This window comes from Aliiroseovarius sp. B-4, assembly GCF_056857795.1.
Genome location: NZ_JBSXNV010000035.1, coordinates 139025 through 165333 on the forward strand (window position 1 = coordinate 139025; position 26309 = coordinate 165333).

Consider the following 26309-nt stretch of genomic DNA (forward strand, 5'->3'; position numbering starts at 1 on the left):
TCCCTCTGATTCTCGATTAACAGCGGATCGGAATGATCAGGAGCTTTGTTCATGCGCGTGTTTCTAACCTTGGTTCTTATGGTCGGGCTGGTGTCACCTGCCGCCGCTTTCGACAGCCTTGAAGACTTGGGCGAAGCGTTGTTTTTCGATGTGAACCTGTCAAAGAACCGGACGCAATCCTGCGCGACGTGCCATGACCCGGAATACGGCTTTGTCGATCCGCGCGAGACAGATGCCGGGCGTGCGGTGTCGTTGGGGGATGACGGTGAAAGCCTTGGCGACCGTTCCGCTCCGACGGCGGCCTATGCAAAGTTCACGCCTGAGTTTGAGCAGTTGGACAAAAAGGCCTGGCGCGGCGGCATGTTCTGGGATGGGCGCGCCGCCGGGCTTGCAGGGCAGGCGGGTGGGCCGCCCCTTAACCCGATCGAGATGGGGATGCCGGACGAGGCATCGGTCGTCGCGCGGCTGTCTGAGAATGCGGATTATGTTACATCGTTCATATCGCTGTTCGGTGACGCGATCTGGGATGATGATAGCGCCGCGTATGACGCCATGACCCAAGCTATCGCGTCGTTTGAACGCACGGATCTCTTTTCGCCGTTCGACAGCAAGTATGATCGTTTTCTGCGCGGTGAGGCGGAATTGACGGATCAAGAGGAACTAGGACGCGTATTGTTCTTTTCCGAGCAGTTCACCAATTGCAACCTGTGTCACCAGTTGCGTCCCTCGCCCATCGCCGAGGATGAGACCTTCACCAACTATGAATACCATAACATCGGGACACCCGTGAACGCCGATGTGCGCGCTGCGAATGGTGTTGAGGGACCGGATCTTGGCTTGTTGGCGAACCCCGCTATCGACACCGCTGATGCGGGTGGGCGCTACAAGGTGCCGACGCTGCGCAATGTCGCAGTTACCGGACCATACATGCACAATGGCGTGTTCAAGGACCTACGCACCGTTGTTCTGTTCTACAACAAGTACAACACGCTGGACAAAGACCGGCAGATCAACCCCGAGACCGGTAAACCTTGGGTGATGCCGGAAATTCCGCAGAATCTGGCGGTGACAGAGTTGATCCATGGACCCGCGCTGGACGACAAACGCATTGATGCGCTGGTCGCGTTTATGAAGACGCTGACAGATGCCCGGTATGAACATTTGCTGGAAGAGTAAGCCAAGTGAAACCGGTCAATTGGTTGCTCATGTCGGCTGACTGTGTAATTGGCTGTGCAATGTCGATCCAAATTTCTGATCCGACTGCTTGACAGCCCGAGGATGACTCCCTAACTCTGCGCCGTTAGCACTCGCATCCGGTGAGTGCTAAGAGAACTGAAACTGAGCTTAGGGAGTCTCAGCAAATGGCATTTACACCACTGCATGACCGCGTGTTGGTCCGCCGCGTCGAAAGCGACGAGAAAACAGCAGGCGGCCTGATCATTCCGGAAAGCGCCAAAGAAAAACCGGCCGAAGGTCTGGTTATTGCCGTAGGCGCTGGCGCCAAAGACGACGACGGTGATCGTATCGCCATGGACGTCAAGGAAGGCGACAAAATCCTTTTCGGCAAATGGTCCGGCACCGAAGTCACCATCGACGGTGAAGAGCTGCTGATCATGAAAGAATCCGACATCATGGGCATCATTGCCTGATCGTCTGACCGATTTACACGTATTTCCAGGAGTAAGCTAAATGGCTGCTAAGGACGTAAAGTTCGACACCGATGCCCGCAACGCAATGCTGCGTGGCGTCAATATCCTCGCTGACGCTGTCAAAGTGACCCTTGGCCCGAAAGGCCGCAACGTGGTTCTTGACAAATCGTTCGGCGCCCCCCGCATCACCAAAGACGGTGTGACGGTCGCCAAAGAAATCGAGCTTGAGGACAAGTTCGAAAACATGGGCGCGCAAATGGTGAAAGAAGTCGCCAGCCGCACAAATGACGAAGCCGGTGACGGCACCACCACGGCCACCGTTCTGACCCAAGCGATTGTTCGCGAAGGTCTGAAGCAGGTTGCCGCTGGTCTGAACCCGATGGACCTGAAGCGCGGTATTGATACTGCTGTTGCCAAGGTTGTTTCGAGCCTGAAAGAGATGGCTCGCGAAGTTAAAGACTCCGACGAAGTGGCACAGGTTGGCACCATCTCGGCCAACGGCGAAGCTGAAATCGGCCGTCAGATCGCAGACGCGATGCAGAAAGTCGGCAACGAAGGCGTGATCACGGTCGAGGAAAACAAAGGCCTCGAAACCGAAACCACAGTTGTTGAAGGTATGCAGTTTGACCGTGGCTACCTGTCGCCCTATTTCGTCACCAACCCTGACAAGATGATCGCCGAGTTGGACGACTGCCTTGTTCTGCTGCACGAAAAGAAACTGTCTTCGCTTCAGCCTATGGTGCCGTTGCTTGAATCGGTCATTCAGTCGCAAAAACCGCTGCTGATCATCGCTGAAGATGTTGAAGGCGAAGCGCTGGCAACCCTGGTCGTCAACAAGCTGCGTGGTGGCCTGAAAATCGCTGCTGTCAAAGCGCCGGGCTTCGGTGATCGCCGCAAGGCCATGCTGCAAGACATCGCGATCCTGACCGGTGGTCAAGTGATCTCGGAAGATCTGGGCATGAAGCTTGAAAGCGTGACCATGGACATGCTGGGTTCGGCCAAGAAAATCCAGATCACCAAAGACGAAACGACCATCGTCGACGGTGCTGGCGAGAAGGCCGAGATCGCAGCGCGTGTCGCTCAGATCCGCACCCAAGCCGAAGAAACCACGTCGGACTACGACCGTGAGAAGCTGCAAGAGCGCGTTGCCAAGCTGGCAGGCGGTGTTGCCGTGATCCGCGTGGGTGGCATGACCGAAGTAGAAGTGAAAGAGCGCAAAGACCGCGTTGACGATGCCCTGAACGCGACCCGTGCGGCCGTGCAAGAAGGCGTGATCGTTGGGGGTGGTGTTGCTCTGGTGCAGGCTGGCAAGACGCTGAAAGGTCTGAAAGGCGAGAACGCCGATCAGGACGCAGGTATCAGCATTGTCCAGCGCGCTTTGGAAGCTCCGCTGCGCCAGATCGCTGAGAACGCGGGAGTTGACGGTGCCGTGGTTGCTGGCAAAGTCCGTGAAAGCGACGATGTGACCTTCGGTTTCAACGCCCAGACCGAGGAATATGGCGACATGTTCAAGTTCGGTGTCATTGACCCGGCCAAAGTCACACGCACCGCGTTGGAAGACGCCGGCTCGATCGCTGGTTTGCTGATCACCACCGAAGCCATGGTGGCCGACAAGCCGCAAAAAGAAGGCCAGGGTGGTGGCGGAATGCCCGACATGGGCGGCATGGGCGGCATGATGTAAATCGAATTCCGCTAGGAATTCGATTGCGACAGGCGATTGGCCGCAAGGCCAATCTGCCGAAAGCTACCCGGCGACAGGTGATTGGCCGCAAGGCCAATCTGTTGAATGCCAACCATGATATTTGAAGGGCGCTCGTTTCGGGCGCCCTTTTCTTTGTGGTGGAATTTTCATGCTGACCCCTTACAAAAGGTTGAAGCACCCTGTATGTTAATGGGTGTAACATAACCATTTGGCGGGGACTGCCATGCTTCGATCCTTCATCCTTCTTTTCGTGACCCTTCTGGCTGTGCCTGCCACCGCGCAAGAGGTTTATCGCTTCGGCAACGACGCCTATATGGCCGGGGACAACGTGACCCTGACAGGTGACGCGGTGGACGACGTGTTCATCGCAGGCAACACGGTTGTGGTGTCCGCACCGATTGAAGGCAGCGCCCATGCCGGTGGCCGCTCGGTGTCAATCTCGGGACCCGTGGGGAACAGTCTTTATGCCGCCGGGATGAACGTAAATGTTTCCGGCGGTGTCGGCGGTGACGCGCACCTGCTGGGCGATACGGTTCTGGTCAATGATGATGTCGCAGGCGACCTGCGCGCCGCCGCCCAACGGATTGAGATCAACGGAGCCGTTGGCGACAGCGCCTTGGTGGCGGCCGAAAACATCCTGTTGACAGGCGTGATTGCTGGTGACGCCAGCTTCTCGGTTGATAACATCAGCTTTGGAGATGATGCCCGGATAGAAGGCACGCTTTACCTGTATTCCGATGATCCGAACGGCATTGAAATCCCAGACAGCGTGGCCCCCGAAGACCGGATCGAGCGGCACAATGTCGACGAGTTTGACGCCAGCGCTGATCCCGAAGGCGGGGCTACGATTGAGAGATCCGGCTCTGGCTGGGGGGCATGGCTGGGTGGCAAGATCACGGCAATCCTGATTCTGACAGCGGTGGTTACTCTGATTGCGGCACTCGCACCGACATTCCTTCTTGCGTTGCGGTTGCGCACTTTGGAAACACCTGCCCGCGCGCTTTGGATGGGCTTTCTGACCATTTCGGCGCTGGCCGGATCCCTGTTCCTGCTTGCCATGACTGGGTTCGGTATCCTGTTGATTCCCGTCTCCATCGTCTTGGCAATCCTCTTGGGCATCGCAGGCTATGTGATTGGCACCTATATTCTTGGCGTTGGGATGTTGGGCGCAGCCAACCGCCCGCTTCCGGAAACACTGGGGGAACGCGCAGTCGCGGCACTTGTGGGCGCGGTGTCGATCACGATCCTGGCTATGATCCCGTTTATCGGTTGGATCGCCGCACTGGCTGTCTCCGTTACCGGGGCCGGGGCGTTAATTATCCGCTGGTTTGCGCCGGGCTTCTATACCGAAGTGCGCTGACCTGATCTGAAACTGACAACGCCCCTGACAGTGCAAGTTGCCGGGGGCGTTTCTTATCTGACAATGGCTTCCAAAGCGTCATAAGATGGAGCGACCTGTGCATCGCCCCAAGCCAGATCAGGCAAGGATAGCGGGCGGACGTGCAGCCCAGCGATCTGATCCCGGCTGACCCATTTTCGGTCCGTCACGATCGCCTCTGGGTCTTGCCATGCAGGATCGAGACGCCCGCATTTTAACTGACAGTGAAAGACAATCTCAACCTGGTGGAAACCGGTGCCGGGGTCATGAAACTCGTTCACCAGCGCGGGGGCGTCGACAGAAATGGTCAGACCGGTTTCCTCATGCACTTCGCGGATCAGGTTGTCTGGCAGGCTCGCACCCGGCTCGACCCCGCCTCCGGGCAGGCACAGCAGGTCTGACACGCCGCCGCCGTAGGCATTGACCATCAACAGGCGGTTCTCATGCAGGATCAGGCCGCGCACAGCCAATCGGGGCGTTTTGAACGAAATCGACATGCGCCAAGATTTGCTTATCCACCTCCCTGTGACAAGCCGCCTCTCGCATCCTGCCGGTGTGATGCGTATTTATCCGATATGATCAGAACATTGACCCTTGCCCTTGGATTTGCCACCGCGCTTGCCGCGCCCGCGCGGGCGGAGTGCGTTATCCTTTTGCACGGTCTCGCGCGAACGCCGTCATCCTTGTGGGTGATGGAAGAAAGCCTGCGCGTTGCGGGCTATGACGTGGTCAATTTGGGCTACCCGTCGACCAAGGCTGAAATTGGGGTGTTGGTCGAAGCCGCTATCCCGCCTGCGTTGGAGGCCTGTGGCGATCAGAAAGTGAATTTCGTGACCCATTCGATGGGTGGTATCCTTGCGCGCGTCTGGTTGCAGGATAATCGCCCTGCCAATATGGGACGTGTGGTGATGATGGCCCCGCCCAATCAGGGGTCGCAACTGGTCGATGCATTTGGAGATCTTGAGCCATTTGAATGGTTGAACGGGCCAGCGGGGTTGCAACTTGGCACCGGCGAGGATTCGGTGCCCAACCGCACCGGCTATGCAGCCTTCGAACTGGGTGTTATCGCAGGCAATCGGTCCCTGAACCCGATCTATTCAGCGGTGATCGACGGCGAAGATGATGGCAAAGTGTCGGTGGACAATACGCGGATCAGCGGCATGAACGACCATATCGTTCTGCCCGTGACACATACGTTCATGATGGTGAACCCTTTGGTGATCGCGCAGGTCACGGAATTCTTGAAGAACGGCAAGTTCGATCACGACCTGACCTTGGCGCAGGTGTTGGATGACATCGCCACCGAAGCGGGATACCGCAACCGCACCCTGCGCAAGGACCGTTAGTGCAGGGCGATCAAACCGCCTGGCTGTGGCCGCTTTCATTCATCTCGTAATCATCGAAATGCCGTGCGATCATGCGGGCGACAGGGCGTGCTTCGGGCCGAATGGAAAGCATGGTTCCGTCAAGGACGGTGGTGCCCGGCATCGCCTGTTCCAATCCATCGACCATGGACAGAAAGTCATCGACAGGGCGGGCAAATTCTTCCGCCAGTTTGGCGAAATTGACGCGGAAATAGCACAGTAGCTCTTCGATTACGCGACCACGGGCAAGGTCATCCTTGGTAAAGACGTGGCCTTTTGCGCCCGCCAAGCGACCGTCACGCACGGCGGCTTGATATTTCGACGTGGCAGGCTCGTTTTGTGCATAACCTTGCGGATAACGCGCGATCGAGCTGGCACCCACACCGATCATCACCTTTGACACATCTTCGGTATAGCCTTGGAAGTTCCGCTTCATGGTTCCGGCCTTATGGGCCTTGGCCAGACCGTCCGAGGGCAGGGCGAAGTGGTCGATGCCAATCTCGTCATAACCGGCGGCAATGAACAGATCGCGGGCGGTGTTGTAAAGCTCTAGCCGTTCTTCGGCGGATGGCAATGCCTCGGTCGGAATAAGGGTCTGACGACGTGCCACCCATGGGACGTGGGCATAGCCGAACAGTGCCACCCGGTCGGGGCCAAGGCTGATCAGCTTTTCGACCGAATCCGTGATACGCGCCGTGTTTTGGTGCGGCAAACCATACAGGATATCCATGTTCAGGCTGTTGATGCCACGCGCGCGCAGGCCGTCCACGGCCTGTTTGGTGATTTCATAGCTTTGTGGGCGGCCGATAACCTCTTGAATCATCGGGTCGAAATCCTGCACCCCGATCGAGGCCCGGTTCATCCCCGCCGCCGCCAGCGCATCCAACCTTGCGTCATCAATCTCGGACGGGTCGATCTCGACCGAGAATTGCGCACCGGGCGCCAGTGGCGCGGTGGTCAGAATCGCATTGGTCAGATCGCTGATCATCTCGGGCTGCAACAGGGTCGGTGTCCCGCCGCCCCAATGCAGATGCTCCAGTTTGATCCCGTCGGCGAGCAGATCTTTGATCGTCGCAAGCTCTTGTTTCAGACTGTTCACATAGGCCGCGACCGGCTCTGCTGTGGTTGTGCCTTGGGTGCGGCAAGCACAGAACCAGCACAGACGCCGGCAGAACGGAACATGCACGTATAGCGATACTGCCTCATTCGCGGGGATTGCGCTGATCCAGTCTGACAGGGTTTCAGCGCCGATTCCCGCCTTGAAATGCGGGGCGGTCGGGTAGCTGGTGTAGCGGGGCACGCGCGCGTCAAAAAGACCGAGGCGTTTGAGTTGCGTAGTGGTCTGCATTCGCATAGGTTTGGATGACAAACGCGCGCCCAACTTTGATCAGGATCAAACAAGACACATCTCTTGTTGAAATAATAATGAACGAACTCCGCTTTAACACCCGTGATTGTGGCAGTTGCCCAATTCGCCACCGCGCCGTGTGCGCGCGGTGCCAACCTGACGAATTGGAGCAGCTTGACGCGATCAAATATTATCGAACCTTCGAAGCGGGTCAGCCGGTGATCTGGTCCGGTGATCCGATGGAGTTCGTGTCCAGCGTTGTCAGTGGTATTGCGACGCTTAGCCAGACCATGGAGGACGGGCGCACGCAGATGGTCGGCCTGTTGCTTCCCTCGGATTTCATCGGGCGGCCGGGTCGTGATGCGGCCCCTTTCGATGTTGTGGCTGTCACGGATCTGACGCTGTGCTGTTTCCGCAAAAAACCGTTTGAAGATATGATGGAGAAGACACCGGCCATTGGCACGCGTCTGTTGCAGATGACGTTGGACGAGTTGGACAGCGCGCGTGAATGGATGCTGGTGCTGGGTCGCAAGACGGCGCGCGAAAAGATTGCCAGTTTGCTGGCCATTCTGGCGCGCAGGGATGCCTCTTTGTATAAGAAGCCGCCGCATGATGGGATGAGCTTTGAATTACCACTGACGCGCGAATCGATGGCGGATTACCTTGGTCTGACTCTGGAAACCGTGAGTCGTCAGGTGTCGGCGTTGAAAAAATCCGGAGTAATCGAGCTTCAGGGCAAGCGCAGGGTCATTATTCCCGATCTACAGGCGCTTATCGCCGAGACTGGCGACGATGTGGATGGTGCCCCGATCACCTGAGACTTGACGCGACGAACAGGTCGAAAACATCAAGGGCGCCGATGCCGGCACCCTTTTCTTTGTCGATGATGTTAGTGGGCGAGGACGATCGGCAGATCGGCCACTTCCAGCATGTGACGTGTCGCACCACCTAAGATCGACTCGCGGAACCGCGAATGCCCATAGGCCCCCATGACGATCATATCCGCATCGCGGTCACGCGCATGTCTGTTCAGGACATCCGAGATGCGTGGCATGGTCTTGGCCAGCACGCAGACCTCGGCCCGCACGCCATGCCGCGCAAGCAATTGGCTGAGTGCCCCGCCGGGATCAGACCGCTCTGGCCCGTGCTGCGGCGGGTCGATGATGGCGATGGAGACCGAGTCGGCCTGACGCAGGAACGGCAGCGCCTGGCGTACCGCCCGCAAGGCTTCCGGACTTTCGTTCCATGCGACTACGACATTGCCGACGGCTTGCGGAAATTCCGCGTTGTCGGGCATCACCAGCACCGGAACATTGCCATCAAACAACGCAGCTTCGACAATGGCTTCGGCGTCGTGACCCCGACCTTCGCCATAAGGCCGCGGCATGACGACGAGATCTGAAAACCGCGTCCGATGTGCGATGGCACCATTCAGTGCCACCATCTGTGCAGTCAGCGCATCACTTGACCAGGGCAAGGGATGAGCGGTCAGTGACCGGCGGGCAAACGTCTCAAGCTCCATGGCGTCTTCGCGGGCTTGCGCCAGATTGTCCTGCACAACCATGGCCGAGGCCCCCGCGTAATAGAAACCCTGTTGGGACCGGTCGATACCAAGACACAGCACCTCAAGATGGGCATCGTGCTGAATGGCGACCGCCTTGGCGGCTTCGAGTGATCCTTTGCAATGGGTGGTGTCAGTGACGATAGTGGTCACGGTTCGGTAATTCATCAGTTTGCCCTCCGATTTGGCCTGATGCGCAGCGTGCCCCTGTCGCGCCTGCGACGCTTTGACATGGGTCAATCAGGGTTTTTCTGCGGTGAGTGGGTTGTTTTGATATGGATCAAAGCAGGCTTGAAGGGATAGGTCCAAACCCACAAAAGTCGAACAGTGCCCCCATCCGGTCGTGGGAGGGGGGTAGGACATAAGACGAAGGGACGCAAAATGTGGGATTATCTCAAATTGGCGATCTACGGCCTCATCGCAGTGTTGGCCGCGATTGCTGCAAGTTATGCCCGCGACATCGCCTATCAGGTACACGCAATCCTGGTAGTGTTGATCGCGGCGGGCCTGTTTGTCTTTTCACTCCGCACGGTGGGTGAAAAGAAGGCGGTCGCAACCGGCTATATGGATGGCCCCGTGCGCGTGGGCGTCGCGTTGACCGCCTTCTGGGGCGCGGTTGGCTTTCTGGTTGGGACGTTTATCGCGTTTCAGTTGGCCTTTCCAAGCCTTAACTTCGGCTGGGCCGAAGGGTATCTGAACTTCGGACGCGTGCGGCCGCTGCATACGTCAGCGGTGATTTTCGCGTTTGGTGGGACAGCCTTGATCACATCGTCGTTTTATGTCGTTCAGCGAACGTCAGGTGCGCGCCTTTGGGGCGGCAATCTGGCGTGGTTTGTGTTCTGGGGATACCAGTTGTTCATCGTGCTGGCGGCCTCCGGATATCTTTTGGGGGCGACCCAATCAAAAGAATATGCGGAACCTGAATGGTATGTTGATATCTGGCTGACAATTGTCTGGGTGAGCTATTTGCTCGTGTTCTTGGGGACGCTGATGAAGCGCAAAGAACCGCATATTTATGTGGCCAACTGGTTCTACCTTGCGTTCATTGTCACCATTGCCCTGTTGCATGTCATGAATAACCTGTCGATCCCGGTGTCGATTTTCGGTGCAAAATCTGTTCAGTTGTTTTCAGGTGTTCAAGACGCCATGGTTCAGTGGTGGTATGGGCACAACGCTGTGGGCTTCCTCCTGACGGCGGGGTTCCTGGGGATGATGTATTATTTCGTGCCGAAACAGGCCGAGCGGCCGGTGTTCAGCTATAAACTGTCGATCATCCACTTCTGGGCGTTGATCTTCCTGTATATCTGGGCGGGTCCGCACCACTTGCACTATACCGCGTTGCCGGATTGGGCATCGACCCTTGGTATGGTGTTCTCGGTTATCCTGTGGATGCCCAGCTGGGGTGGCATGATCAACGGCCTGATGACCTTGTCGGGCGCTTGGGACAAGCTGCGCACCGACCCGGTCATCCGCATGATGGTTGTGTCGATCGGCTTTTACGGCATGTCGACCTTCGAAGGTCCGATGATGTCGATCCGCGCCGTGAACTCGCTGTCACACTACACAGACTGGACCATTGGTCACGTGCACTCTGGCGCGTTGGGCTGGAACGGGATGATCACCTTCGGGATGCTCTATTTCCTGGTCCCCAAACTGTGGAACCGCGCCGGTCTTTACAGCCTGAAATTGGTCAGCTGGCACTTCTGGCTCGCCACCATCGGTATCGTGCTCTACGCCGCGTCGATGTGGGTGACTGGTATCATGGAAGGTCTGATGTGGCGAGAAGTTGACGCACAAGGCTTCCTTGTGAACTCGTTCGCCGACACCGTTGCCGCCAAGTTCCCGATGTATGTGGTGCGCGCGATGGGAGGGGTTCTGTTCCTCTCGGGTTCCCTGATCATGTGCTACAACCTTTGGATGACCGTTAAGCGTTCGCCGGCAGCGGAAACTGCCAGTGACGCTCAAACGGCTCCGGCAGAATAAGGAGGGAAGGACCCATGGGAATTCTCGACAAACACGTCGTTCTGGAAAAGAACGCAACACTTCTTCTGGTCGGTAGCCTTCTGGTTGTCTCCGTGGGTGGTATCGTAGAGATCGCACCGCTTTTCTACCTCGAGAACACGATCGAGGACGTAGAGGGCATGCGCCCCTACTCGCCGCTCGAACTTGAGGGTCGGAACATCTATATCCGCGAAGGCTGCTATGTCTGCCACTCGCAGATGATCCGCCCGATGCGCGACGAAGTAGAGCGTTATGGTAACTACTCGCTGGCTGCTGAAAGTCAGTATGACCACCCGTTCCAGTGGGGATCAAAGCGGACCGGGCCTGATCTTGCGCGCGTCGGCGGCCGTTACTCGGACGAATGGCATGTGGATCACCTGAAAGATCCACAGTCGGTCGTGCCTGAATCGGTCATGCCGAAATATGCCTTCTTGGCCGATCGTTTGATCGAGCCGACATATATCGAGGACCTGATGAGAGCCAATCAGATCGTTGGTGTGCCTTACACCGACGAGCAGATGGAAAACGCCGCAGCCGATTGGCTGGCGCAGGCCGACCCTGACAGCGACTACGATGGCCTTCTGGCACGTTATCCGAAGGCGCAAGTGCGCAACTTCGATGGTGCGCCCGGTGTTTCGGAAATGGACGCCCTGATCGCCTATATGCAAATGTTGGGCACGTTGGTCGATTTCTCGACCTTCACGCCTGACCCGAGCCGGTAAGGAGCTGGGATGATGGACACCTATTCTGTGCTCCGCCAATTCGCTGACAGCTGGGTGCTTTTGGCCATGTTCATCTTTTTCCTTGGTGTTGTTGTCTGGGCGTTTCGTCCAGGCGGCCGCAAGGTTCATCATGATACGGCCAACATCCCCTTCCGCCACGAAGACAAACCTGCCGGTGACCGGGACACATCCGGGAGCTCAGCTCAAAGGGAGTTGCGGCAATGAGTAAAAAACCTGTTGAAAAGAAAGAGGTCGAGACGACCGGCCACGAATGGGACGGTATCCAGGAGTTCAACAACCCACTGCCACGTTGGTGGGTCTGGGTGTTCTATCTGACCATCATCTGGGGTGTTTGGTATACCATCGCCTATCCTGCCTGGCCGCTGATCAAAGGGGCCACCGCGGGTTATCTGGGTTATTCTACGCGTGCGGAAGTCGCAGCCGAAATCGACCGCTTCAAGGCCATGAACAGTGAGTTGGAAACCCAGTTGGCTTCGGTTGACCTGACTACGTTGGAACAAGGCACCGATCTGCACAACTATGCAATTCAGTCCGGTCGAGCGACATTCACAACCTTCTGTTCGCAATGTCACGGCTCGGGTGCTGCCGGCAACGTCGGCTATCCCAACCTGTTGGATAATGACTGGCTTTGGGGTGGCACGATCGAAGATATTCAACTGACCCTTCAGCACGGCATTCGCTCGGAAGATGACGAAGACACCCGGTATTCCGAGATGCCCGCCTTCGGTGACGATTATCTGAGCGATGAAGAAATCACGCAGGTGGTCAACTATGTGATGTCGCTGTCGCCCGTTACCAAGCCCGATGCCGATATGGCACTGGCGGCGGGTGGGGAAACCTTGTTCGCCGACAACTGTTCCGCTTGCCACAAGGACGACGGCACCGGCGATCGCACCCAAGGGGCACCCAACCTGACGGATGCCATCTGGCTGTATGGCGACAGCGAAGAAGCGATTACCGAGGTCGTGGCCACCGGCCCGTTCGGTGTGATGCCTGCCTGGAGCGGCAAGCTGAGTCAAAGTCAGATCAACGCGGTATCCGCGTATGTTCACCAGTTGGGCGGCGGCGAGTAAGCCATCGGCCAACTAAAAGTTCCGGGGCCTCACTCCCCGGTCAACGGCACCGACCCCTGATCCTGTTCGCGCGTTTCTCCGGGGTCGGTGCCACCTTATCGAAAGCCCGGTTGCCTGAAAGCGACCGGGCTTTTTCATGCGTGCGGGATCGTTTCAAAGGCAACGGGCCGCAGCAGGTTGCATTCTGGGTGCGGCCAATTGACCGGCTGCGACGGGATGGCGCTGTGACATTATGGAAACTTGATAATAATCAATGACTAATCACATAACCCATGAACGGCCCGGTCAAAATCTTTGATCCACATCAAGGCTGCAATGTAGAATAGTTCTTAGTTCCAAGATCAACCCGAAAATCAGGATTGGAATCCGTCCATGTCTGACGCCCCCGAACAGCTTTACGCCCCGCGCGAGCCAATTTTCCCAAAGCGGGTGAAGGGCGCGTTTCGCAGTTTGAAATGGTGGATCATGGGGATCACACTGGGTATCTATTACCTGACGCCATGGATACGTTGGGACCGTGGGCCGAACCTGCCTGATCAGGCGGTATTGGTGGATATGGCCAACCGCCGGTTCTATTTCTTCTGGATCGAGATTTGGCCGCACGAGTTCTATTTCATCGCGGGCCTTTTGATCATGGCAGGGCTTGGGTTGTTCCTGTTCACGTCAGCCGCCGGGCGTGTCTGGTGCGGCTACGCCTGTCCGCAAACGGTATGGACCGATCTGTTCATCCTTGTTGAACGCTGGGTCGAAGGCGATCGCAACGCACGCCTGCGCCTGCATCGTCAGAACTGGAACGCCGAGAAAATTCGCAAACGTCTGATCAAGTTCACCCTCTGGATCATGATCGCGGTCGCGACCGGCGGGGCATGGGTGTTCTATTTCGCGGACGCGCCGACGCTTTTGGTCGATCTGGTCTCTGGGAATGCACATCCGTTGGCCTATTCCACGGTGCTGGTGCTGACCCTGACCACGTTTGTTTTCGGCGGTATCGCACGCGAGCAGATTTGCATCTATGCTTGCCCCTGGCCGCGCATTCAGGCGGCGATGATGGACGAGGATACGATCACGATTGCCTATCGCGACTGGCGCGGTGAGCCGCGCGGGAAGGGCAAGGATCGCGAAGATCTGGGCGACTGTATTGATTGCTATGCCTGCGTGAACGTCTGCCCGATGGGCATCGACATCCGCGATGGGCAGCAGATGGAGTGCATCACTTGCGGCCTGTGCATCGATGCTTGTGACGAGATGATGGATAAAGTGGGCAAACCACGCGGCCTGATCGACTATCTGGCCCTGAAAGACGAGGCTTATGAACGTGCCGGGAACGAGAAAATCCCGGTTATCAAACACCTGCTGCGCCCGCGCACGATCCTTTACACCTCGCTTTGGGCACTGGTCGGCATCGCCCTGACCGTGGCGTTGTTCGTTCGCCCGAAAGTGGACGTGACGGTGCGCCCGGTCCGCAATCCGACGTATGTCACGCTGTCCGACGGGGCGATCCGCAACACCTATGACGTGGGTGTGCGCAACCGGCATGGCGAAGAATGGCCATACTACTTCTCGCTTGCCGATGGCAATGATATGGTGATCGAGTTGGAAGGTAGCGACAAACTGGTTCTGGTTGCACCTCCCGACACCGAAGCGAAACAACGGGTCTATGTGGTTGCACCTCCGGGGTCCGAAGCGGCACGCACGGCGCGCACCGAATTGCGCCTTTGGATTGTCGATGGCATCACCGGGGACCGCGTGTCTGTGGACACAGTATTCAACGGCAGGGGGCGCTAGGCGATGGCCAATCCAAAGGACAAGAAAGAGTTCGAACTGACCGGCAAGCATGTTCTGGCCATCGTGGTCTCGGCCTTTGCTGTGATCATTGGTGTGAACCTCTTCATGGCATACTCGGCCATTGCCACCTTTCCGGGGCTGGAGACCAAGAACTCTTACGTCGCCAGCCAGAAATTCGATGTCCAGAAAGCGGCCCAAGAGGCCTTGGGCTGGAACGTGTCAGCCGAAATGGACGGAGAGGTTCTTGTGTTGGATATCAAGGATCGGGCAGGTGACGCTGTCACCGTCAAGTCCGTCTATGGTCTTTTGGGGCGCGCGACGCACGTAAAAGAGGATCGGGAACCAACCTTCGATCAAGGGTCAAGCGGCGCCTATCTGGCGCAGGTTGGTAAGCTGGGCGAGGGCAACTGGAACCTGCGCCTGAACGTGATTGCCGAAGACGGCACCAGCTTTCAACGTCGCATTCCGATCTTTGTCTCGGCCAGATAGGCCCGACTGACTGCGGACAAGGAACTTCACCCATGGCCACCCCGATCTCTGCCTGCCCAGCCTGCGCTGCGGCCCCGCTTGCGGAAGAACAAGCAGGTGAAGGCTATCGCGGCAACGGGAACGAGGCGCAGCGCGTCATGTTGTCTTTGCCACAAATCTATTGTGCAGCCTGTATTGCCGGAGTCGAACGCGGCCTTGTCGCGCAGCCGGGTGTGCGCGCGGCCCGTGTGAACCTGACGCTGAAGCGCGCCACAGTCGATGTCGATTCGGGCGTTGAGGCGCAGTCGCTGGCGGATTATCTGACCGGGATCGGGTTCGAAGCCTATGAACTGGATCCGGGACAATTGACCTCGACCGCGACAGACAAGCAGGGCAAGGACTTGCTGATGCGGCTGGGTGTGGCGGGTTTTGCCATGATGAACGTCATGCTGCTGAGCGTTGCTGTCTGGTCTGGGGCCACCGACGCCACCCGTGACCTGTTCCACTGGATCAGCGCGGCCATTGCGATTCCGACCATCGGTTTTTCCAGCCAGGTCTTTTTTCGTTCGGCGTGGTCGGCGTTGCGGGTGGGGCGTCTGAACATGGACGTGCCGATCTCGCTGGCGATCCTGTTGGCGCTGGGCATGTCTCTGTATGAGACAATGCATTCGGGCGAGCACGCTTATTTCGACGCCGCCCTGTCGCTGACCTTCTTTCTGTTGGCGGGCCGGTATCTGGATTATCGCACCCGTGCGGTTGCACGATCAGCGGCGGAAGAACTGGCCGCCCTTGAAGTGCCACGTGCCGCCCGCGTGGCTAAAGGGCAGGCGGATGAGCAGGTGGCCGTGTCCGATCTGACACCCGGCGACATCGTGCGCGTGGTGCCCGGCGCCCGCGTGCCGGTGGATGGGATCGTCGTGACAGGAGAAAGCGAGCTGGACCGTTCTTTGTTGACCGGGGAAAGCCTGCCGGTTGCAGCCGCGCCTGAAACCATCGTCTCGGCGGGCGAGGTGAACCTGACCGGCCCCCTGACCGTGCGCGTGACAGCGGCCGGCCGTGACAGCTCTTTGCACCGGATGGCCGATCTGGTGGCCATCGCGGAAACCGCGCGCAACAAATATACGTCGCTCGCAGACAAGGCGGCGGCGGTCTATGCGCCCGTCGTGCACCTGCTGGCCTTTGCGGCGTTCCTGTTCTGGTTCTGGTATTCCGGTGACTGGCGCATGGCGATGAACATTGCAGTGGCGACCCTGATCATCACCTGCCCCTGCGCGTTGGGCCTTGCCGTGCCCGCCGTGACCACAGCGGCGTCGGGACGTCTGTTCAAGCAAGGCATGCTGCTGAAATCCGCCACTGCAATGGAACGACTGGCCGAAGTCGATCACGTGGTGTTCGACAAGACCGGCACATTGACCGAGGGCAAGCCTGCATTGGGCGATCTGTCCCGCCACAAGTCCTGCGATCTGGAAATCGCATTGGCGCTTGCCGAAGGGTCCAGCCACCCCTTGGCGCAATCTCTGGTGCAGGCGGTGCGTGCTGCGGGTGTGCAACCCGCCCAGGTGACAGCGATGCAAGAAGTGCCCGGTCGTGGTGTCGAAGGCAATTGGCAGGGTAAAATCGTGCGTCTGGGCCGTGCGGAATGGCTGGGTGCCAACGCGGTTGGGCAGACGGCAACCTACCTGTCCGTCTCGGGCGCGCATCCGGTCGCCTTCACCTTTACCGACGCGTTACGACCGGGGGTGGCTGACGCCATCACCGCCCTGAAAGCCAAGGGGATGGGTATCACACTGATTTCCGGTGACGTGCCTGCTGCCGTTGCCGATATCGCGGGCCGCGTCGGCATCGCAGACTGGAAAGCCGACACATTGCCTGAAGACAAGGCAGAATATGTCGCGCGTCTGGGTAAGGCGGGCAAGAAGGTCCTGATGGTTGGCGACGGGTTGAATGATACCGCTGCACTGGCAGCTGCCCATGTCTCGATCTCGCCAGCCTCGGCGTTGGAAGCGGCGCGCGTGGTGTCGGATATTGTTCTGTTGGGCAAATCGATGGAACCGCTGTCCAGCGCGATCGACATGTCAAAAGCCGCAACGCGCCGGATCAAGGAAAACTTTGCCATCGCGGCGGGTTACAACGCCATTGCGATCCCGATTGCCCTGATCGGGCTGGCAACCCCATTGGCGGCGGCGCTTGCCATGTCAACCTCGTCCGTGACAGTGTCATTGAACGCCCTGCGGCTGAAGAAAGGCTGATCGATGAACGTGCTGGTCTACCTTATCCCTGTCTCGCTTCTGTTGGGCGGCCTGGGGCTGGCTGCGTTTTTCTGGACGTTGAAAAGCGAGCAGTATGAAGACCCGGAGGGCGACAGCCACCGCATTCTAAGCGACCGTTGGGATGACGCACCGCCCGAGGATTAAGGGCGGTTCATACCATTCCGCGATCCCGCGCGATCATTGCTGCATGGGTGCGATTTCGAGCACCGAGTTTTCGGATTACCGACCGCATATGCATTTTCACCGTCACTTCCTGAATGCCGAATGTATGCGCGATTTCCTTGTTCTGCTGACCGTCACATAAAAGCGCCAATATTTGCTCTTCGCGCCGCGACAACAGGTTTTCTTTGTCGGGTTTCAACATGCTACCCTGTGGCAGGACGATCAGATCATTGTGTCCTTTGGCCAAACTCAGGGCCGCTTTCAGGTCTGCATTCGACAAAAAGGCCGGGATGCAGGCGGTCACACCAAGGCGCAATGCCTGCCGTGCAATGGTCAGGGATGGCGTGTGCATCAACAGGACCACCCTCGCATTTGCGCGGGCTTTGATCAGACGGGTAATTGCTTTCAACCCGCCAAGACCCGGCGTGCCAAAATCCACTGCCAGGACTTGCAGGTCAGTGATGCGAGGCAGCAGCGTTTCGGCCTCTTGTATCGTCGTGCAGACGCGCAACGGGACGTCACCGCCCAGTTTCAAAACAGATGTGAACCTGCGCTGGATGGCAAGGTCCTCTGTCACCAACAGGATTGTCACAGCGGCGCTCCGCTTCGCGATTTGTGGCCGTCATGGCCACGACCGGTTTTGGGGCGCAACATTCGCACAGCGAACGGGTGACGAACAGGTGTCACTAGGGATAGGTTTTCGGGCCAAAACCTGTCTGAAAGTGAGGTCTTGCAGACAGCACCGCGCAATGTGCAACAGATCGCGGCTGTGTTGACAGTTGGTCAGGACGCCATGAGACTAGGGCAGAATGTCCAAAACCACCGGTCCCAACGCGTCAACGATCAAGGAAACACCTTGGGCGGTTGGGTGTAACCCATCCTCTTGCAAATATTGAAGCGCGCCATTTGCGGACCCGGCGGCATCGGTCAGACCGGCCAGAAAACTGGGGTACAGCGGAATATCATATTTCTGCGCCAGCCGCTTGAACACCTGTTCGAACTCGGTTTTATACTCCGCGCCGAAATTGGCCGGACCGGGCATGCCGATCAGCAAGCAGGGCAGATCGCGCGCCGACAGCTCGGACAGGATGGCATCGAGATTGGCATAAGTCGTCTGTGGATCGGTCCCCCGCAGCATGTCATTGGCCCCCAACGCCACCAGAACCACGTCGATGTCGTCCGTCAAAACCCATCCCAGCCGCGCCGCGCCGCCTGCCGTGGTGTCGCCGGAAACGCCACCGTTTATGATGGTCGCGTCTGCGCCACGATCGTTCAGCCATGCCTCAAGCTGGGGCACGAACCCGTCTTGCTGGGGCAACCCATATCCGGCGGTCAGACTGTCACCAAACGCAAGGATCGTGACATCACTGGCGCGCGCCGTCCCCGACAGCAACACGATTGCGGCCAAGCACTTGAGAAACCGGGTCAAAACCCCATATCCACGTGATATCACCATGTTTTGCCCCTTACAGGATTTCCAATGCCAGAGCCGATCATTTCCCTGACCGACGCCCGCCTTACGCTTGGCCATAATGCCGGACGGACCGAGATCCTCAAGGGCATAGACATGTCTGTTACCGCGGGCGAGACATTGGGGCTGACGGGTCCGTCGGGGTCGGGCAAATCATCTCTCCTTATGGTGCTGGGCGGGTTGGAGCAGGCCAGCGGCGGCGGGGTAAACGTTCTGGGTCAGAATCTGAGTGCGATGGGCGAGGACGATCTTGCCCGGTTCCGCAGAGATCATATGGGGGTGGTGTTCCAATCTTTCCACCTGATCCCGACAATGACCGCGCTGGAAAACGTGGCGACCCCATTGGAACTGGCCGGTGCGCCGGACGCGTTTGAGCGCGCAACGGAAGAATTGAACGCGGTTGGATTGTCTCACCGGCTGGACCACTACCCAAGCCAGATGTCTGGTGGCGAACAGCAGCGTGTGGCACTGGCCCGCGCTGCCGCCCCGCGCCCCCAAATCCTGTTGGCGGACGAGCCAACAGGAAACCTGGACGGAAAAACCGGCGCGGCGATCATGGATCTGTTGTTTGGCCTGCGGGATCGCCATGGTGCGACGCTGATCCTGGTGACACATGCGCCAGAGCTTGCCGAACGCTGTGACCGCATCCTTCAGATACAAGACGGGGTGCTTGTATGATGCAGACGCTGACCATGGCCTTGCGTCTGGCCCGACGCGAGATGCGTGGCGGGATGCGTGGGTTCCGCATTTTCCTGGCCTGCCTCGTGCTGGGTGTCGCGGCGATTGCCGGTGTGGGCAGCGTGCGCGAAGGACTTCGGGCGGGACTGGCCTCGCAAGGGGCGGTTTTGCTGGGGGGCGATGCGTCGGTGTCGTTCACCTATCGATTTGCCGAGGACACGGAAGCTGCGTTGCTGGCATCAGAAAGCGCTGCAATGACCGTGATGGCCGACTTTCGATCCATGGCGGTTGTGGGGGACGAGCGGGCCCTGACCCAGATCAAAGCGGTCGATGACGCCTATCCGTTGGTTGGATCGGTCGAATTGGACCCTCCGATAGCCTTGTCCGCCGCGCTGGACGGGCAGCGGGGGTTGCCCGGAGCCGTGATGGACAATCTTTTGATCGAACGGCTGGGCTTGTCTTTGGGGGATGCTTTCCAACTTGGCGATGCCGAGTTTGTCTTGACAGCCGAACTGGTCACGGAGCCCGACAATGCCAGTGGCGGTTTTGGTCTTGGCCCGCGCACCATCGTGCGTCGCATCGCATTGGATGGATCGGGTCTGTTGACTGAAGGCACGTTGTTCAACAGCCATTACAAGATGCGCCTAAAGGCAGAGCAAAACCTTGATGGGCTTTACGCCGCCACGATGCCGACGCTGGAATCGAAAGGTGCACGCTGGCAGGATGCGCGCAACGGCGCGCCGGGAATGCGACGGTTGGTGGATCAACTTGGAGCGTTCCTAGTGCTGGTCGGACTTGCCGGGTTAGCGGTTGGCGGGGTCGGTATTTCGGCGGCAGTGCGCGCCTATCTGGACGGTAAAACCAGCACTATTGCGATCTTACGAGCGCTGGGGGCATCCAAATTAACGATCTTTCTGACATATTTCCTACAAATCGGCTTGTTAACCGTAATTGGGCTGTCTTTGGGGCTTCTGCTAGGGGCTGTCGTGCCGTTGGCCTTGGCTCCGGTGATCTCGGCAGTGCTGCCCATCACGGCCGAGATCACGATCTATGCCCGACCTTTGGCCGAGGCTGCATTATACGGTGTTTTGGCCGCATTGTTGTTCACACTGTGGCCACTGGCGCGAACCGAGGATGTGAAGGCGGCGGCGTTGTTTCGGGATGCCGCACTGGGCCGCGCCCGCCTGCCGCGCCCGTTGTTCATCGGGGTGTGTTTGACCATCCTTGCGCTGCTGATCTGGTCTGCCTCGGTCCTGTCCGGGATGCCCCGCCTTGCGATGTGGAGCTTTATTGGATTGGCGGGAGCATTTGCCGCGCTGGTTCTGACCGGGTTGGCGGTGCGCTGGGCGGCCCGATGGGTTGGGCATCGAAAGGCTATGCGTGGCTGGCCGACCCTGCGAATGGCGCTTGGCGCTGTGGGTGGGCCGGGGGGCGAAGCGGGTGCAGTCGTTCTGTCGCTAGGGTTGGGTTTGGCTGTTCTGGCTGCTGTGGGGCAGATCGACAACAACCTGCGCGGTGCGATTGCACGTGACCTGCCAGATGTGGCTCCCAGCTTTTTCGTAGTCGACATCCAACCCGACCAGATTGATGGCGTGAAAGCCCGATTGGAGGGCGACCCGCTGGTCACTCGGATCGATACCGCCCCAATGCTGCGGGGAGTGATTACCAAGATCAACGACCGTCCTGCGCGCGAAGTCGCGGGCGGACATTGGGTTGTGCACGGGGATCGCGGTCTGACCTATTCCGACACGCCCACCCGCTCCACGGTGGTGGACGGGGAATGGTGGCCCGAAGACTATCAAGGCACGCCCCAGATCAGCTTTGCTGCTGAAGAGGCCGAGGAGATGGGGATCGGTATCGGCGACAGCCTGACCGTCAACATTCTGGGTCGTGACATAACCGGCAAAATTACCAGCCTGCGCGAGGTCGATTTCAGCCAAGCCGGGATGGGCTTTGTAATGACCATGAACCCATCGGCGTTGGCGGGCGCACCGCACAGCTATATCGCGACAATCTATTCCCAAGCCGCCGGAGAGGCGGCAATCCTGCGCGACCTTGGCCGGGCGTATCCGAACATCACATTGATCTCGGTGCGCGATGCGATCACGCAGGTGACGGGGATCATGGGGCAGGTGGCTGCCGCGATCACTTATGGGGCGCTGGCCACGTTGCTGACTGGGTTTGTCGTGCTGATGGGTGCCGCCGCGGCGGGCGAACGCGCGCGGACATACGAGGCCGCGGTGATGAAAACCCTTGGGGCAACCCGGCCCGTTATCTTGGCAAACTTCGCGATCCGGTCTGCGGTGTTGGGTGCGGCGGCGGGGGCGGTCGCAGTGCTGGCGGGCGGATTGGCGGGGTGGGCCGTGACGTATTACATCATGGAAGAACGGTTCGTCTTCGATGCCGCCAATGCCATCGCAATTGTTTCGGGCGGCGTGGTTGCCACGGTGCTTGCTGGATTGTTCTATGCTTGGCGACCACTGTCTGCGCGTCCCGCGCGGGTGCTTCGCGCGCGAGAATGAACCTTAACCGTGCGTCGCACGATGCTTCTTGCGAATAACCAGTTTCAGGCCGGACCAGATGTCGTCCACCGCGCAGACTTTTACGTCCACCAGCGTTGTTTGCAGCGCGATTTCCCGGATTACATCCTCGGTCATGTCGGTGGGAACATTTGACGTTTTCTTGGGCCAAGAGACCCAGATCATTCCATCCTTGTCCAGTGTGACGAGCAATTTCGGCAACGCGGTCTCGAACGCTTTGCGGCTGTCTGTAAACATATGGATCACGTCATACGGGCCGCTTAAGGCCTCGGTTGAGACGGCTCGCGCACTCCTAAAGGCGCAGCTGGTGACAAGGTGGTCATGCGCGGCAGGGCGATCCAGCCATGCTACGCGTTGGCCATCCTTCAGGCCGAGCTTCTTCGCCAGAGGTGTATCGGAAGACCTTGTCATAGAGTCAGGATATGTCCGCCCAACCCGAATGCGAAACCCATAATTGCCCCCAGGGGCGGGGACCAATGTCGTTCCACTGGCACTTGCGGGGCGATGTCCTGAAACATCAAGTAAAGAATGCCACCCGCCGAGAACAGCATCAGAACGCCCAGCAGTGCGGGCCATCCGGCGAACATCGTGATGCCCAGAACCGCGGAAAGTGGCCCGGCTGGCACCAAGGCGAGAAACAATAACAGGCGCTTGCTGCGCGGTGTCTTGGACGAGGCTGCCAATTCGCGATCTGCATTGAACCCTTCCGGCAGGTTCTGCGCGCCGATCAGGATGGCCAGCAGCACCGCCAGTCCGGGATCGGCTGTCAGGATTGCGCCCATGGCGATGGCTTCCGGGATGAAATCCATCAGCATCGCCATGAACTGCGCCTTGGAACCTCCTCGATGCGCCATTGCAATATCCGATACCAGTGCCGCAATTGCCCCTGCAAGCAATGGCAGAAGGGCCAACAGGCCGGGCACGCGGTCGATCCCCTCGGGGATCAGAACAAGGGCGACCGCCGACAACAACGCGCCTGCGCCAAACGCCATGATCCAGTGGTTGGCTTCGTTGCGCAGAGGGCCGGGCAGAATGCGGTCGAACCTTGCCAGCCACGCCCCCAAAGGAATGGCCGCCCCGGCGAGGGCGGCCAATAGGGTCGCATAAACGATGGCGCCCATCAGAGCGTGCGTTCGACCATCATCTTCTTGATCGAAGCGATCGCCTTGGCCGGGTTCAGACCTTTCGGGCAGGTCTTGGCGCAATTCATGATGGTGTGGCAGCGATAAAGTTTGAACGGGTCTTCCAACTCGTCCAGACGCTCGCCTGTGGCTTCGTCGCGGCTGTCAATGATCCAGCGATAGGCGTGCAGAAGCGCGGCCGGGCCAAGATACCGATCACCGTTCCACCAATAGCTGGGGCAGGCGGTCGAGCAGCTTGCGCACATGACGCATTCATAGAGACCATCCAGTTTCTTGCGATCTTCGATGGACTGCTTCCACTCTTTCGCGGGGCGGTTGGTCTTGGTTTCCAGCCACGGCATGATCGAAGCATGCTGCGCATAGAAATGCGTCAGATCCGGGATCAGGTCGCGCACCACCGGCATGTGCGGCAAGGGATAGATTTTCACATCGCCCTTGATTTCGTCCATGCCATAGATGCAGGCCAGCGTATTGATCCCGTCGATATTCATCGCGCAGGACCCGCAGATGCCTTCGCGGCAGGACCGGCGGAAGGTCAGTGTCGGGTCAATCTCGTTCTTGATCTTGATCAGCGCGTCCAGAACCATCGGCCCGCATTTGTCCATGTCGACGAAATAGGTATCGACGCTCGGGTTCTGCCCGTCATCCGGTGTCCAGCGATAAATCTGGAACTTGCGGACATTGGTCGCGCCCTCGGGTTTGGGCCAGGTCTTGCCGGTGCGGATGGTCGAGTTCTTCGGAAGTCTGAATTGAACCATATCGTGTCCTCCTTAGAACGTCCGCGCTTTGGGCGCGATTTTCTTGAGACTGATGCCACCTTCGGTCTCGGTGGTCAGCGGATCGGTGATGACAGGACGATAGCTTAGATCGACCTTGTTGCCATCGACGCGGCTGACAGTGTGAACGCGCCACTTCTTGTCGTCGCGCTTGGGGAAGTCCTCGTGGGCGTGGGCGCCACGGCTTTCCTCGCGCGCTTCAGCCCCGTGGATGGTGGCCAGAGCGTTCGGCATCAGGTTGGTCAGTTCCAGCGTTTCCATCAGGTCCGAGTTCCAGACCAGCGAACGGTCGGTAACGGCCAGGTCATCCAGCTTGGCGGCGACATTGGTCATCTTCTTGACACCTTCCTTCAGCGTCTTGGCCGTGCGGAAGACGGCGGCGTCGGCCTGCATGGTCTTCTGCATCTCAAGCCGCAGCTCGGCGGTTGGAACGGAACCATTGGCGTTGCGCAATCCGTCGAAACGGTCAAACGCCTTGTCAACCGAGCCTTGGTTCAGAACCGGATTGGCGCTGTCAGCATCGACAATCTTACCGGCGCGGATCGCGGCGGCACGGCCAAAGACCACCAGGTCAATGAGCGAGTTCGACCCGAGGCGGTTCGCCCCATGCACCGAGGCGCAGCCCGCTTCGCCGACGGCCATCAGGCCTGGCACGACAGCGGTTGGGTCGTCTTTGGTGGGGTTTAGCACTTCGCCCCAATAGTTGGTCGGAATGCCGCCCATGTTATAATGGACCGTGGGCAGAACCGGGATCGGTTCTTTGGTCACATCGACGCCTGCGAAAATCTTTGCGCTTTCGGAAATGCCAGGCAGGCGTTCGGCCAAAGCCTCAGATGGCAGGTGATCGAGGTGCAGATAGATGTGGTCCTTTTCTTCGCCCACACCGCGCCCTTCGCGGATTTCCATGGTCATCGAGCGAGAGACATAATCACGCGGGGCAAGGTCCTTATACTGGGGCGCATAACGCTCCATAAACCGTTCGCCTTCGCTGTTCACCAGATAACCGCCTTCGCCCCGCGCACCTTCAGTGATCAGGCAGCCAGAGCCGTAGATGCCGGTTGGGTGGAACTGGACGAACTCCATGTCCTGCAAAGCCAGCCCCGCGCGCGCCACCATGCCGCCACCGTCGCCCGTACAAGTGTGGGCCGAGGTCGCCGAGAAAAAGGCGCGTCCGTAACCGCCGGTCGCCAGCACAACCATCTTCGCGTTGAAGACATGCATGGTGCCGTCATCGAGCTTCCAGCAGACAACGCCCTGACACTGACCGTCTTCGGACATGATCAGGTCGATGGCGAAATACTCGACATAGAACTCCGCATTGTTTTTCAGAGACTGACCATAGAGTGTGTGCAGGATGGCGTGGCCGGTCCGGTCCGCGGCGGCACAGGTCCGCTGCACGGGGGGGCCGTCACCAAACTCGGTGGTGTGGCCGCCGAAGGGGCGCTGGTAAATCTTGCCTTCCTCGGTGCGCGAGAAAGGAACGCCGTAATGCTCCAACTCATACACCGCTTTGGGCGCTTCACGGGCCAGATATTCCATCGCGTCGGTATCACCCAGCCAGTCCGAGCCTTTCACGGTGTCATACATGTGCCACTGCCAATTGTCCGGGCCCATGTTGGATAGGGACGCGGCGATGCCGCCCTGGGCTGCGACAGTGTGCGAGCGGGTCGGGAAAACTTTGGTTACACAGGCCGTGCGCAGACCTTGTTCGGCCATGCCAAGTGTGGCCCGCAGACCAGCGCCACCGGCACCGACCACGACCACGTCATATTCGTGCGTTTCGTATTCGTAAGCTGCCATTTGGGTTGCTCTCCGGTCTTAAAAGGCGATGCTGCCGAGGCCATAAAGCCCGATCGCGAGTGTTGTGTAGGCAAGTGCCGTGCAGAAGATCACCAGGACCTTCTTGGTCACGCCGCGCGAATAATCCTCGATCACCACCTGGATACCATGACGGAAGTGAACCATGGCGGTCACAAGTGTCATCGCGGCGATGATGGCGGGGAAGGGGCGTTGATAATATGCGATGGCTTCCTCGTAAGGCAGCCCAAGCGCACAGCCGAAAGTCAGCGCGAACAACGGCATCAGGATCAGCAGGCCAACAGCCGAAATAGCCTGACCCCAGAAGTTTTCGGTGCCAGAGCCTGACGCCCCTTTACCCACGGCGCGTTTGCGGTCGGTCAGATAGTGCATGTCCGTCC

General features: G+C 58.7%; 26 protein-coding genes. 16 read left to right on the plus strand and 10 right to left on the minus strand.

Going from position 1 to position 26309, the window contains the following annotated elements; genetic code table 11:
* Positions 1–51 precede the first annotated feature (51 nt).
* The 4 genes from AC13C8_RS08585 to AC13C8_RS08600 all read left to right on the plus strand — a co-directional run bounded on the left by AC13C8_RS08585 (position 52) and on the right by AC13C8_RS08600 (position 4711).
* Positions 52–1176, plus strand: a complete 1125-nt coding sequence (locus tag AC13C8_RS08585) for a cytochrome-c peroxidase (protein ID WP_482847045.1) — start codon at positions 52–54, stop codon at positions 1174–1176.
* Positions 1177–1361: 185 nt separating this feature from the next.
* Positions 1362–1649 (plus strand): co-chaperone GroES, encoded by a 288-nt coding sequence (locus AC13C8_RS08590; protein WP_091428620.1) that lies wholly within the window; start codon positions 1362–1364, stop codon positions 1647–1649.
* Positions 1650–1689: 40 nt separating this feature from the next.
* Positions 1690–3330, plus strand: coding sequence for a chaperonin GroEL (groL, locus tag AC13C8_RS08595; RefSeq protein ID WP_091428622.1), 1641 nt, complete (start codon positions 1690–1692; stop codon positions 3328–3330).
* 244 nt (positions 3331–3574) lie between these two features.
* The gene (locus tag AC13C8_RS08600; protein ID WP_091428623.1) at positions 3575–4711 is read left to right on the plus strand and encodes a DUF8173 domain-containing protein; all 1137 of its coding nucleotides are present in this window, start codon (positions 3575–3577) and stop codon (positions 4709–4711) included.
* Between the two features lie 53 nt (positions 4712–4764).
* Here AC13C8_RS08600 and AC13C8_RS08605 read toward each other — a convergent pair whose 3' ends face one another.
* Positions 4765–5226 carry an NUDIX domain-containing protein gene (locus AC13C8_RS08605; protein ID WP_482847046.1) on the minus strand — a complete coding sequence of 154 codons (462 nt, stop codon included), beginning with the start codon at positions 5224–5226 and terminating at the stop codon, positions 4765–4767.
* Positions 5227–5304: 78 nt separating this feature from the next.
* Here AC13C8_RS08605 and AC13C8_RS08610 point away from each other — a divergent pair, with 78 nt between their 5' ends.
* Positions 5305–6075 (plus strand): alpha/beta fold hydrolase, encoded by a 771-nt coding sequence (locus AC13C8_RS08610; protein ID WP_091428626.1) that lies wholly within the window; start codon positions 5305–5307, stop codon positions 6073–6075.
* A gap of 10 nt (positions 6076–6085) precedes the next feature.
* On the opposite strand, the gene hemN is transcribed toward AC13C8_RS08610, so the two are convergent.
* Positions 6086–7441 (minus strand): oxygen-independent coproporphyrinogen III oxidase, encoded by a 1356-nt coding sequence (gene hemN, locus AC13C8_RS08615; protein WP_091428628.1) that lies wholly within the window; start codon positions 7439–7441, stop codon positions 6086–6088.
* 77 nt (positions 7442–7518) lie between these two features.
* On the opposite strand from hemN, the gene fnrL reads away from it, so the two are divergent.
* The gene (gene fnrL, locus AC13C8_RS08620; RefSeq protein WP_482847047.1) at positions 7519–8259 is read left to right on the plus strand and encodes a transcriptional regulator FnrL; all 741 of its coding nucleotides are present in this window, start codon (positions 7519–7521) and stop codon (positions 8257–8259) included.
* A gap of 71 nt (positions 8260–8330) precedes the next feature.
* Here the strand turns inward: fnrL and AC13C8_RS08625 are convergent, their stop codons facing one another.
* Entirely contained in the window at positions 8331–9170 is an 840-nt protein-coding gene (locus AC13C8_RS08625) for a universal stress protein (RefSeq protein WP_482847048.1), read from the minus strand.
* Between the two features lie 213 nt (positions 9171–9383).
* On the opposite strand from AC13C8_RS08625, the gene ccoN reads away from it, so the two are divergent.
* From ccoN to ccoS, 8 genes are all read left to right on the plus strand, one after another.
* Entirely contained in the window at positions 9384–10985 is a 1602-nt protein-coding gene (ccoN, locus tag AC13C8_RS08630; RefSeq protein WP_482847049.1) for a cytochrome-c oxidase, cbb3-type subunit I, read from the plus strand.
* A 14-nt stretch (positions 10986–10999) separates the two neighbouring features.
* Positions 11000–11725, plus strand: coding sequence for a cytochrome-c oxidase, cbb3-type subunit II (ccoO, locus tag AC13C8_RS08635; RefSeq protein ID WP_482847050.1), 726 nt, complete (start codon positions 11000–11002; stop codon positions 11723–11725).
* A gap of 12 nt (positions 11726–11737) precedes the next feature.
* Positions 11738–11950, plus strand: coding sequence for a cbb3-type cytochrome c oxidase subunit 3 (locus AC13C8_RS08640; RefSeq protein WP_091432020.1), 213 nt, complete (start codon positions 11738–11740; stop codon positions 11948–11950).
* Positions 11947–12819, plus strand: a complete 873-nt coding sequence (ccoP, locus tag AC13C8_RS08645) for a cytochrome-c oxidase, cbb3-type subunit III (protein WP_091428633.1) — start codon at positions 11947–11949, stop codon at positions 12817–12819. Before AC13C8_RS08640 ends, ccoP begins: the two co-directional genes overlap by 4 nt.
* Positions 12820–13191: 372 nt before the next feature.
* Positions 13192–14604: a cytochrome c oxidase accessory protein CcoG gene (ccoG, locus tag AC13C8_RS08650; protein WP_091428636.1), complete on the plus strand. Its 1413-nt coding sequence runs from the start codon at positions 13192–13194 to the stop codon at positions 14602–14604.
* A gap of 3 nt (positions 14605–14607) precedes the next feature.
* Complete coding sequence (locus tag AC13C8_RS08655) at positions 14608–15093, plus strand: FixH family protein (RefSeq protein ID WP_482847051.1); 486 nt, start codon at positions 14608–14610, stop codon at positions 15091–15093.
* Positions 15094–15125: 32 nt separating this feature from the next.
* Positions 15126–17321: a heavy metal translocating P-type ATPase gene (locus AC13C8_RS08660; protein ID WP_482847052.1), complete on the plus strand. Its 2196-nt coding sequence runs from the start codon at positions 15126–15128 to the stop codon at positions 17319–17321.
* 3 nt (positions 17322–17324) lie between these two features.
* Positions 17325–17486 (plus strand): cbb3-type cytochrome oxidase assembly protein CcoS, encoded by a 162-nt coding sequence (gene ccoS / locus AC13C8_RS08665; RefSeq protein ID WP_482847053.1) that lies wholly within the window; start codon positions 17325–17327, stop codon positions 17484–17486.
* A 7-nt stretch (positions 17487–17493) separates the two neighbouring features.
* Here the strand turns inward: ccoS and AC13C8_RS08670 are convergent, their stop codons facing one another.
* Positions 17494–18096: a response regulator transcription factor gene (locus AC13C8_RS08670; RefSeq protein ID WP_091428647.1), complete on the minus strand. Its 603-nt coding sequence runs from the start codon at positions 18094–18096 to the stop codon at positions 17494–17496.
* A gap of 207 nt (positions 18097–18303) precedes the next feature.
* Positions 18304–18960 carry an arylesterase gene (locus tag AC13C8_RS08675; RefSeq protein WP_482847054.1) on the minus strand — a complete coding sequence of 219 codons (657 nt, stop codon included), beginning with the start codon at positions 18958–18960 and terminating at the stop codon, positions 18304–18306.
* A 24-nt stretch (positions 18961–18984) separates the two neighbouring features.
* Here AC13C8_RS08675 and AC13C8_RS08680 point away from each other — a divergent pair, with 24 nt between their 5' ends.
* Together AC13C8_RS08680 and AC13C8_RS08685 are read left to right on the plus strand one after the other, a co-directional pair.
* The gene (locus tag AC13C8_RS08680) at positions 18985–19653 is read left to right on the plus strand and encodes an ABC transporter ATP-binding protein (RefSeq protein WP_091428651.1); all 669 of its coding nucleotides are present in this window, start codon (positions 18985–18987) and stop codon (positions 19651–19653) included.
* Positions 19650–22175 (plus strand): ABC transporter permease, encoded by a 2526-nt coding sequence (locus AC13C8_RS08685; RefSeq protein ID WP_482847055.1) that lies wholly within the window; start codon positions 19650–19652, stop codon positions 22173–22175. The genes AC13C8_RS08680 and AC13C8_RS08685 overlap by 4 nt, the downstream gene beginning before the upstream one ends.
* A 3-nt stretch (positions 22176–22178) precedes the next feature.
* On the opposite strand, the gene AC13C8_RS08690 is transcribed toward AC13C8_RS08685, so the two are convergent.
* Genes AC13C8_RS08690 through sdhD form a run of 5 tightly spaced genes read right to left on the minus strand, consistent with a single transcriptional unit; the run spans position 22179 to position 26301 of the window.
* Positions 22179–22604, minus strand: coding sequence for a hypothetical protein (locus AC13C8_RS08690; protein WP_482847056.1), 426 nt, complete (start codon positions 22602–22604; stop codon positions 22179–22181).
* Complete coding sequence (locus AC13C8_RS08695) at positions 22601–23314, minus strand: ZIP family metal transporter (protein WP_482847057.1); 714 nt, start codon at positions 23312–23314, stop codon at positions 22601–22603. Before AC13C8_RS08695 ends, AC13C8_RS08690 begins: the two co-directional genes overlap by 4 nt.
* A complete protein-coding gene (locus AC13C8_RS08700; RefSeq protein ID WP_091428660.1) occupies positions 23314–24093 on the minus strand; it encodes a succinate dehydrogenase iron-sulfur subunit in 780 nt (259 codons plus the stop codon). The genes AC13C8_RS08695 and AC13C8_RS08700 overlap by 1 nt, the downstream gene beginning before the upstream one ends.
* A 12-nt stretch (positions 24094–24105) precedes the next feature.
* Positions 24106–25911 (minus strand): succinate dehydrogenase flavoprotein subunit, encoded by a 1806-nt coding sequence (sdhA, locus tag AC13C8_RS08705; protein ID WP_091428663.1) that lies wholly within the window; start codon positions 25909–25911, stop codon positions 24106–24108.
* An 18-nt stretch (positions 25912–25929) separates the two neighbouring features.
* On the minus strand, positions 25930–26301 hold the full coding sequence (gene sdhD / locus AC13C8_RS08710) for a succinate dehydrogenase, hydrophobic membrane anchor protein (protein WP_091428665.1): 372 nt from the start codon (positions 26299–26301) through the stop codon (positions 25930–25932).
* Positions 26302–26309 lie beyond the last annotated feature (8 nt).

Coding starts and splice junctions, on each gene's coding strand:
- AC13C8_RS08585 (WP_482847045.1), top strand. CDS start 52: ATGCGCGTGTTTCTAACCTTGGTTCTTATGGTCGGGCTGGTGTCACCT.
- AC13C8_RS08590 (WP_091428620.1), top strand. CDS start 1,362: ATGGCATTTACACCACTGCATGACCGCGTGTTGGTCCGCCGCGTCGAA.
- groL (WP_091428622.1), top strand. CDS start 1,690: ATGGCTGCTAAGGACGTAAAGTTCGACACCGATGCCCGCAACGCAATG.
- AC13C8_RS08600 (WP_091428623.1), top strand. CDS start 3,575: ATGCTTCGATCCTTCATCCTTCTTTTCGTGACCCTTCTGGCTGTGCCT.
- AC13C8_RS08605 (WP_482847046.1), bottom strand. CDS start 5,226: ATGTCGATTTCGTTCAAAACGCCCCGATTGGCTGTGCGCGGCCTGATC.
- AC13C8_RS08610 (WP_091428626.1), top strand. CDS start 5,305: ATGATCAGAACATTGACCCTTGCCCTTGGATTTGCCACCGCGCTTGCC.
- hemN (WP_091428628.1), bottom strand. CDS start 7,441: ATGCAGACCACTACGCAACTCAAACGCCTCGGTCTTTTTGACGCGCGC.
- fnrL (WP_482847047.1), top strand. CDS start 7,519: ATGAACGAACTCCGCTTTAACACCCGTGATTGTGGCAGTTGCCCAATT.
- AC13C8_RS08625 (WP_482847048.1), bottom strand. CDS start 9,170: ATGAATTACCGAACCGTGACCACTATCGTCACTGACACCACCCATTGC.
- ccoN (WP_482847049.1), top strand. CDS start 9,384: ATGTGGGATTATCTCAAATTGGCGATCTACGGCCTCATCGCAGTGTTG.
- ccoO (WP_482847050.1), top strand. CDS start 11,000: ATGGGAATTCTCGACAAACACGTCGTTCTGGAAAAGAACGCAACACTT.
- AC13C8_RS08640 (WP_091432020.1), top strand. CDS start 11,738: ATGGACACCTATTCTGTGCTCCGCCAATTCGCTGACAGCTGGGTGCTT.
- ccoP (WP_091428633.1), top strand. CDS start 11,947: ATGAGTAAAAAACCTGTTGAAAAGAAAGAGGTCGAGACGACCGGCCAC.
- ccoG (WP_091428636.1), top strand. CDS start 13,192: ATGTCTGACGCCCCCGAACAGCTTTACGCCCCGCGCGAGCCAATTTTC.
- AC13C8_RS08655 (WP_482847051.1), top strand. CDS start 14,608: ATGGCCAATCCAAAGGACAAGAAAGAGTTCGAACTGACCGGCAAGCAT.
- AC13C8_RS08660 (WP_482847052.1), top strand. CDS start 15,126: ATGGCCACCCCGATCTCTGCCTGCCCAGCCTGCGCTGCGGCCCCGCTT.
- ccoS (WP_482847053.1), top strand. CDS start 17,325: ATGAACGTGCTGGTCTACCTTATCCCTGTCTCGCTTCTGTTGGGCGGC.
- AC13C8_RS08675 (WP_482847054.1), bottom strand. CDS start 18,960: ATGGTGATATCACGTGGATATGGGGTTTTGACCCGGTTTCTCAAGTGC.
- AC13C8_RS08680 (WP_091428651.1), top strand. CDS start 18,985: ATGCCAGAGCCGATCATTTCCCTGACCGACGCCCGCCTTACGCTTGGC.
- AC13C8_RS08685 (WP_482847055.1), top strand. CDS start 19,650: ATGATGCAGACGCTGACCATGGCCTTGCGTCTGGCCCGACGCGAGATG.
- AC13C8_RS08690 (WP_482847056.1), bottom strand. CDS start 22,604: ATGACAAGGTCTTCCGATACACCTCTGGCGAAGAAGCTCGGCCTGAAG.
- AC13C8_RS08695 (WP_482847057.1), bottom strand. CDS start 23,314: ATGGGCGCCATCGTTTATGCGACCCTATTGGCCGCCCTCGCCGGGGCG.
- AC13C8_RS08700 (WP_091428660.1), bottom strand. CDS start 24,093: ATGGTTCAATTCAGACTTCCGAAGAACTCGACCATCCGCACCGGCAAG.
- sdhA (WP_091428663.1), bottom strand. CDS start 25,911: ATGGCAGCTTACGAATACGAAACGCACGAATATGACGTGGTCGTGGTC.
- sdhD (WP_091428665.1), bottom strand. CDS start 26,301: ATGCACTATCTGACCGACCGCAAACGCGCCGTGGGTAAAGGGGCGTCA.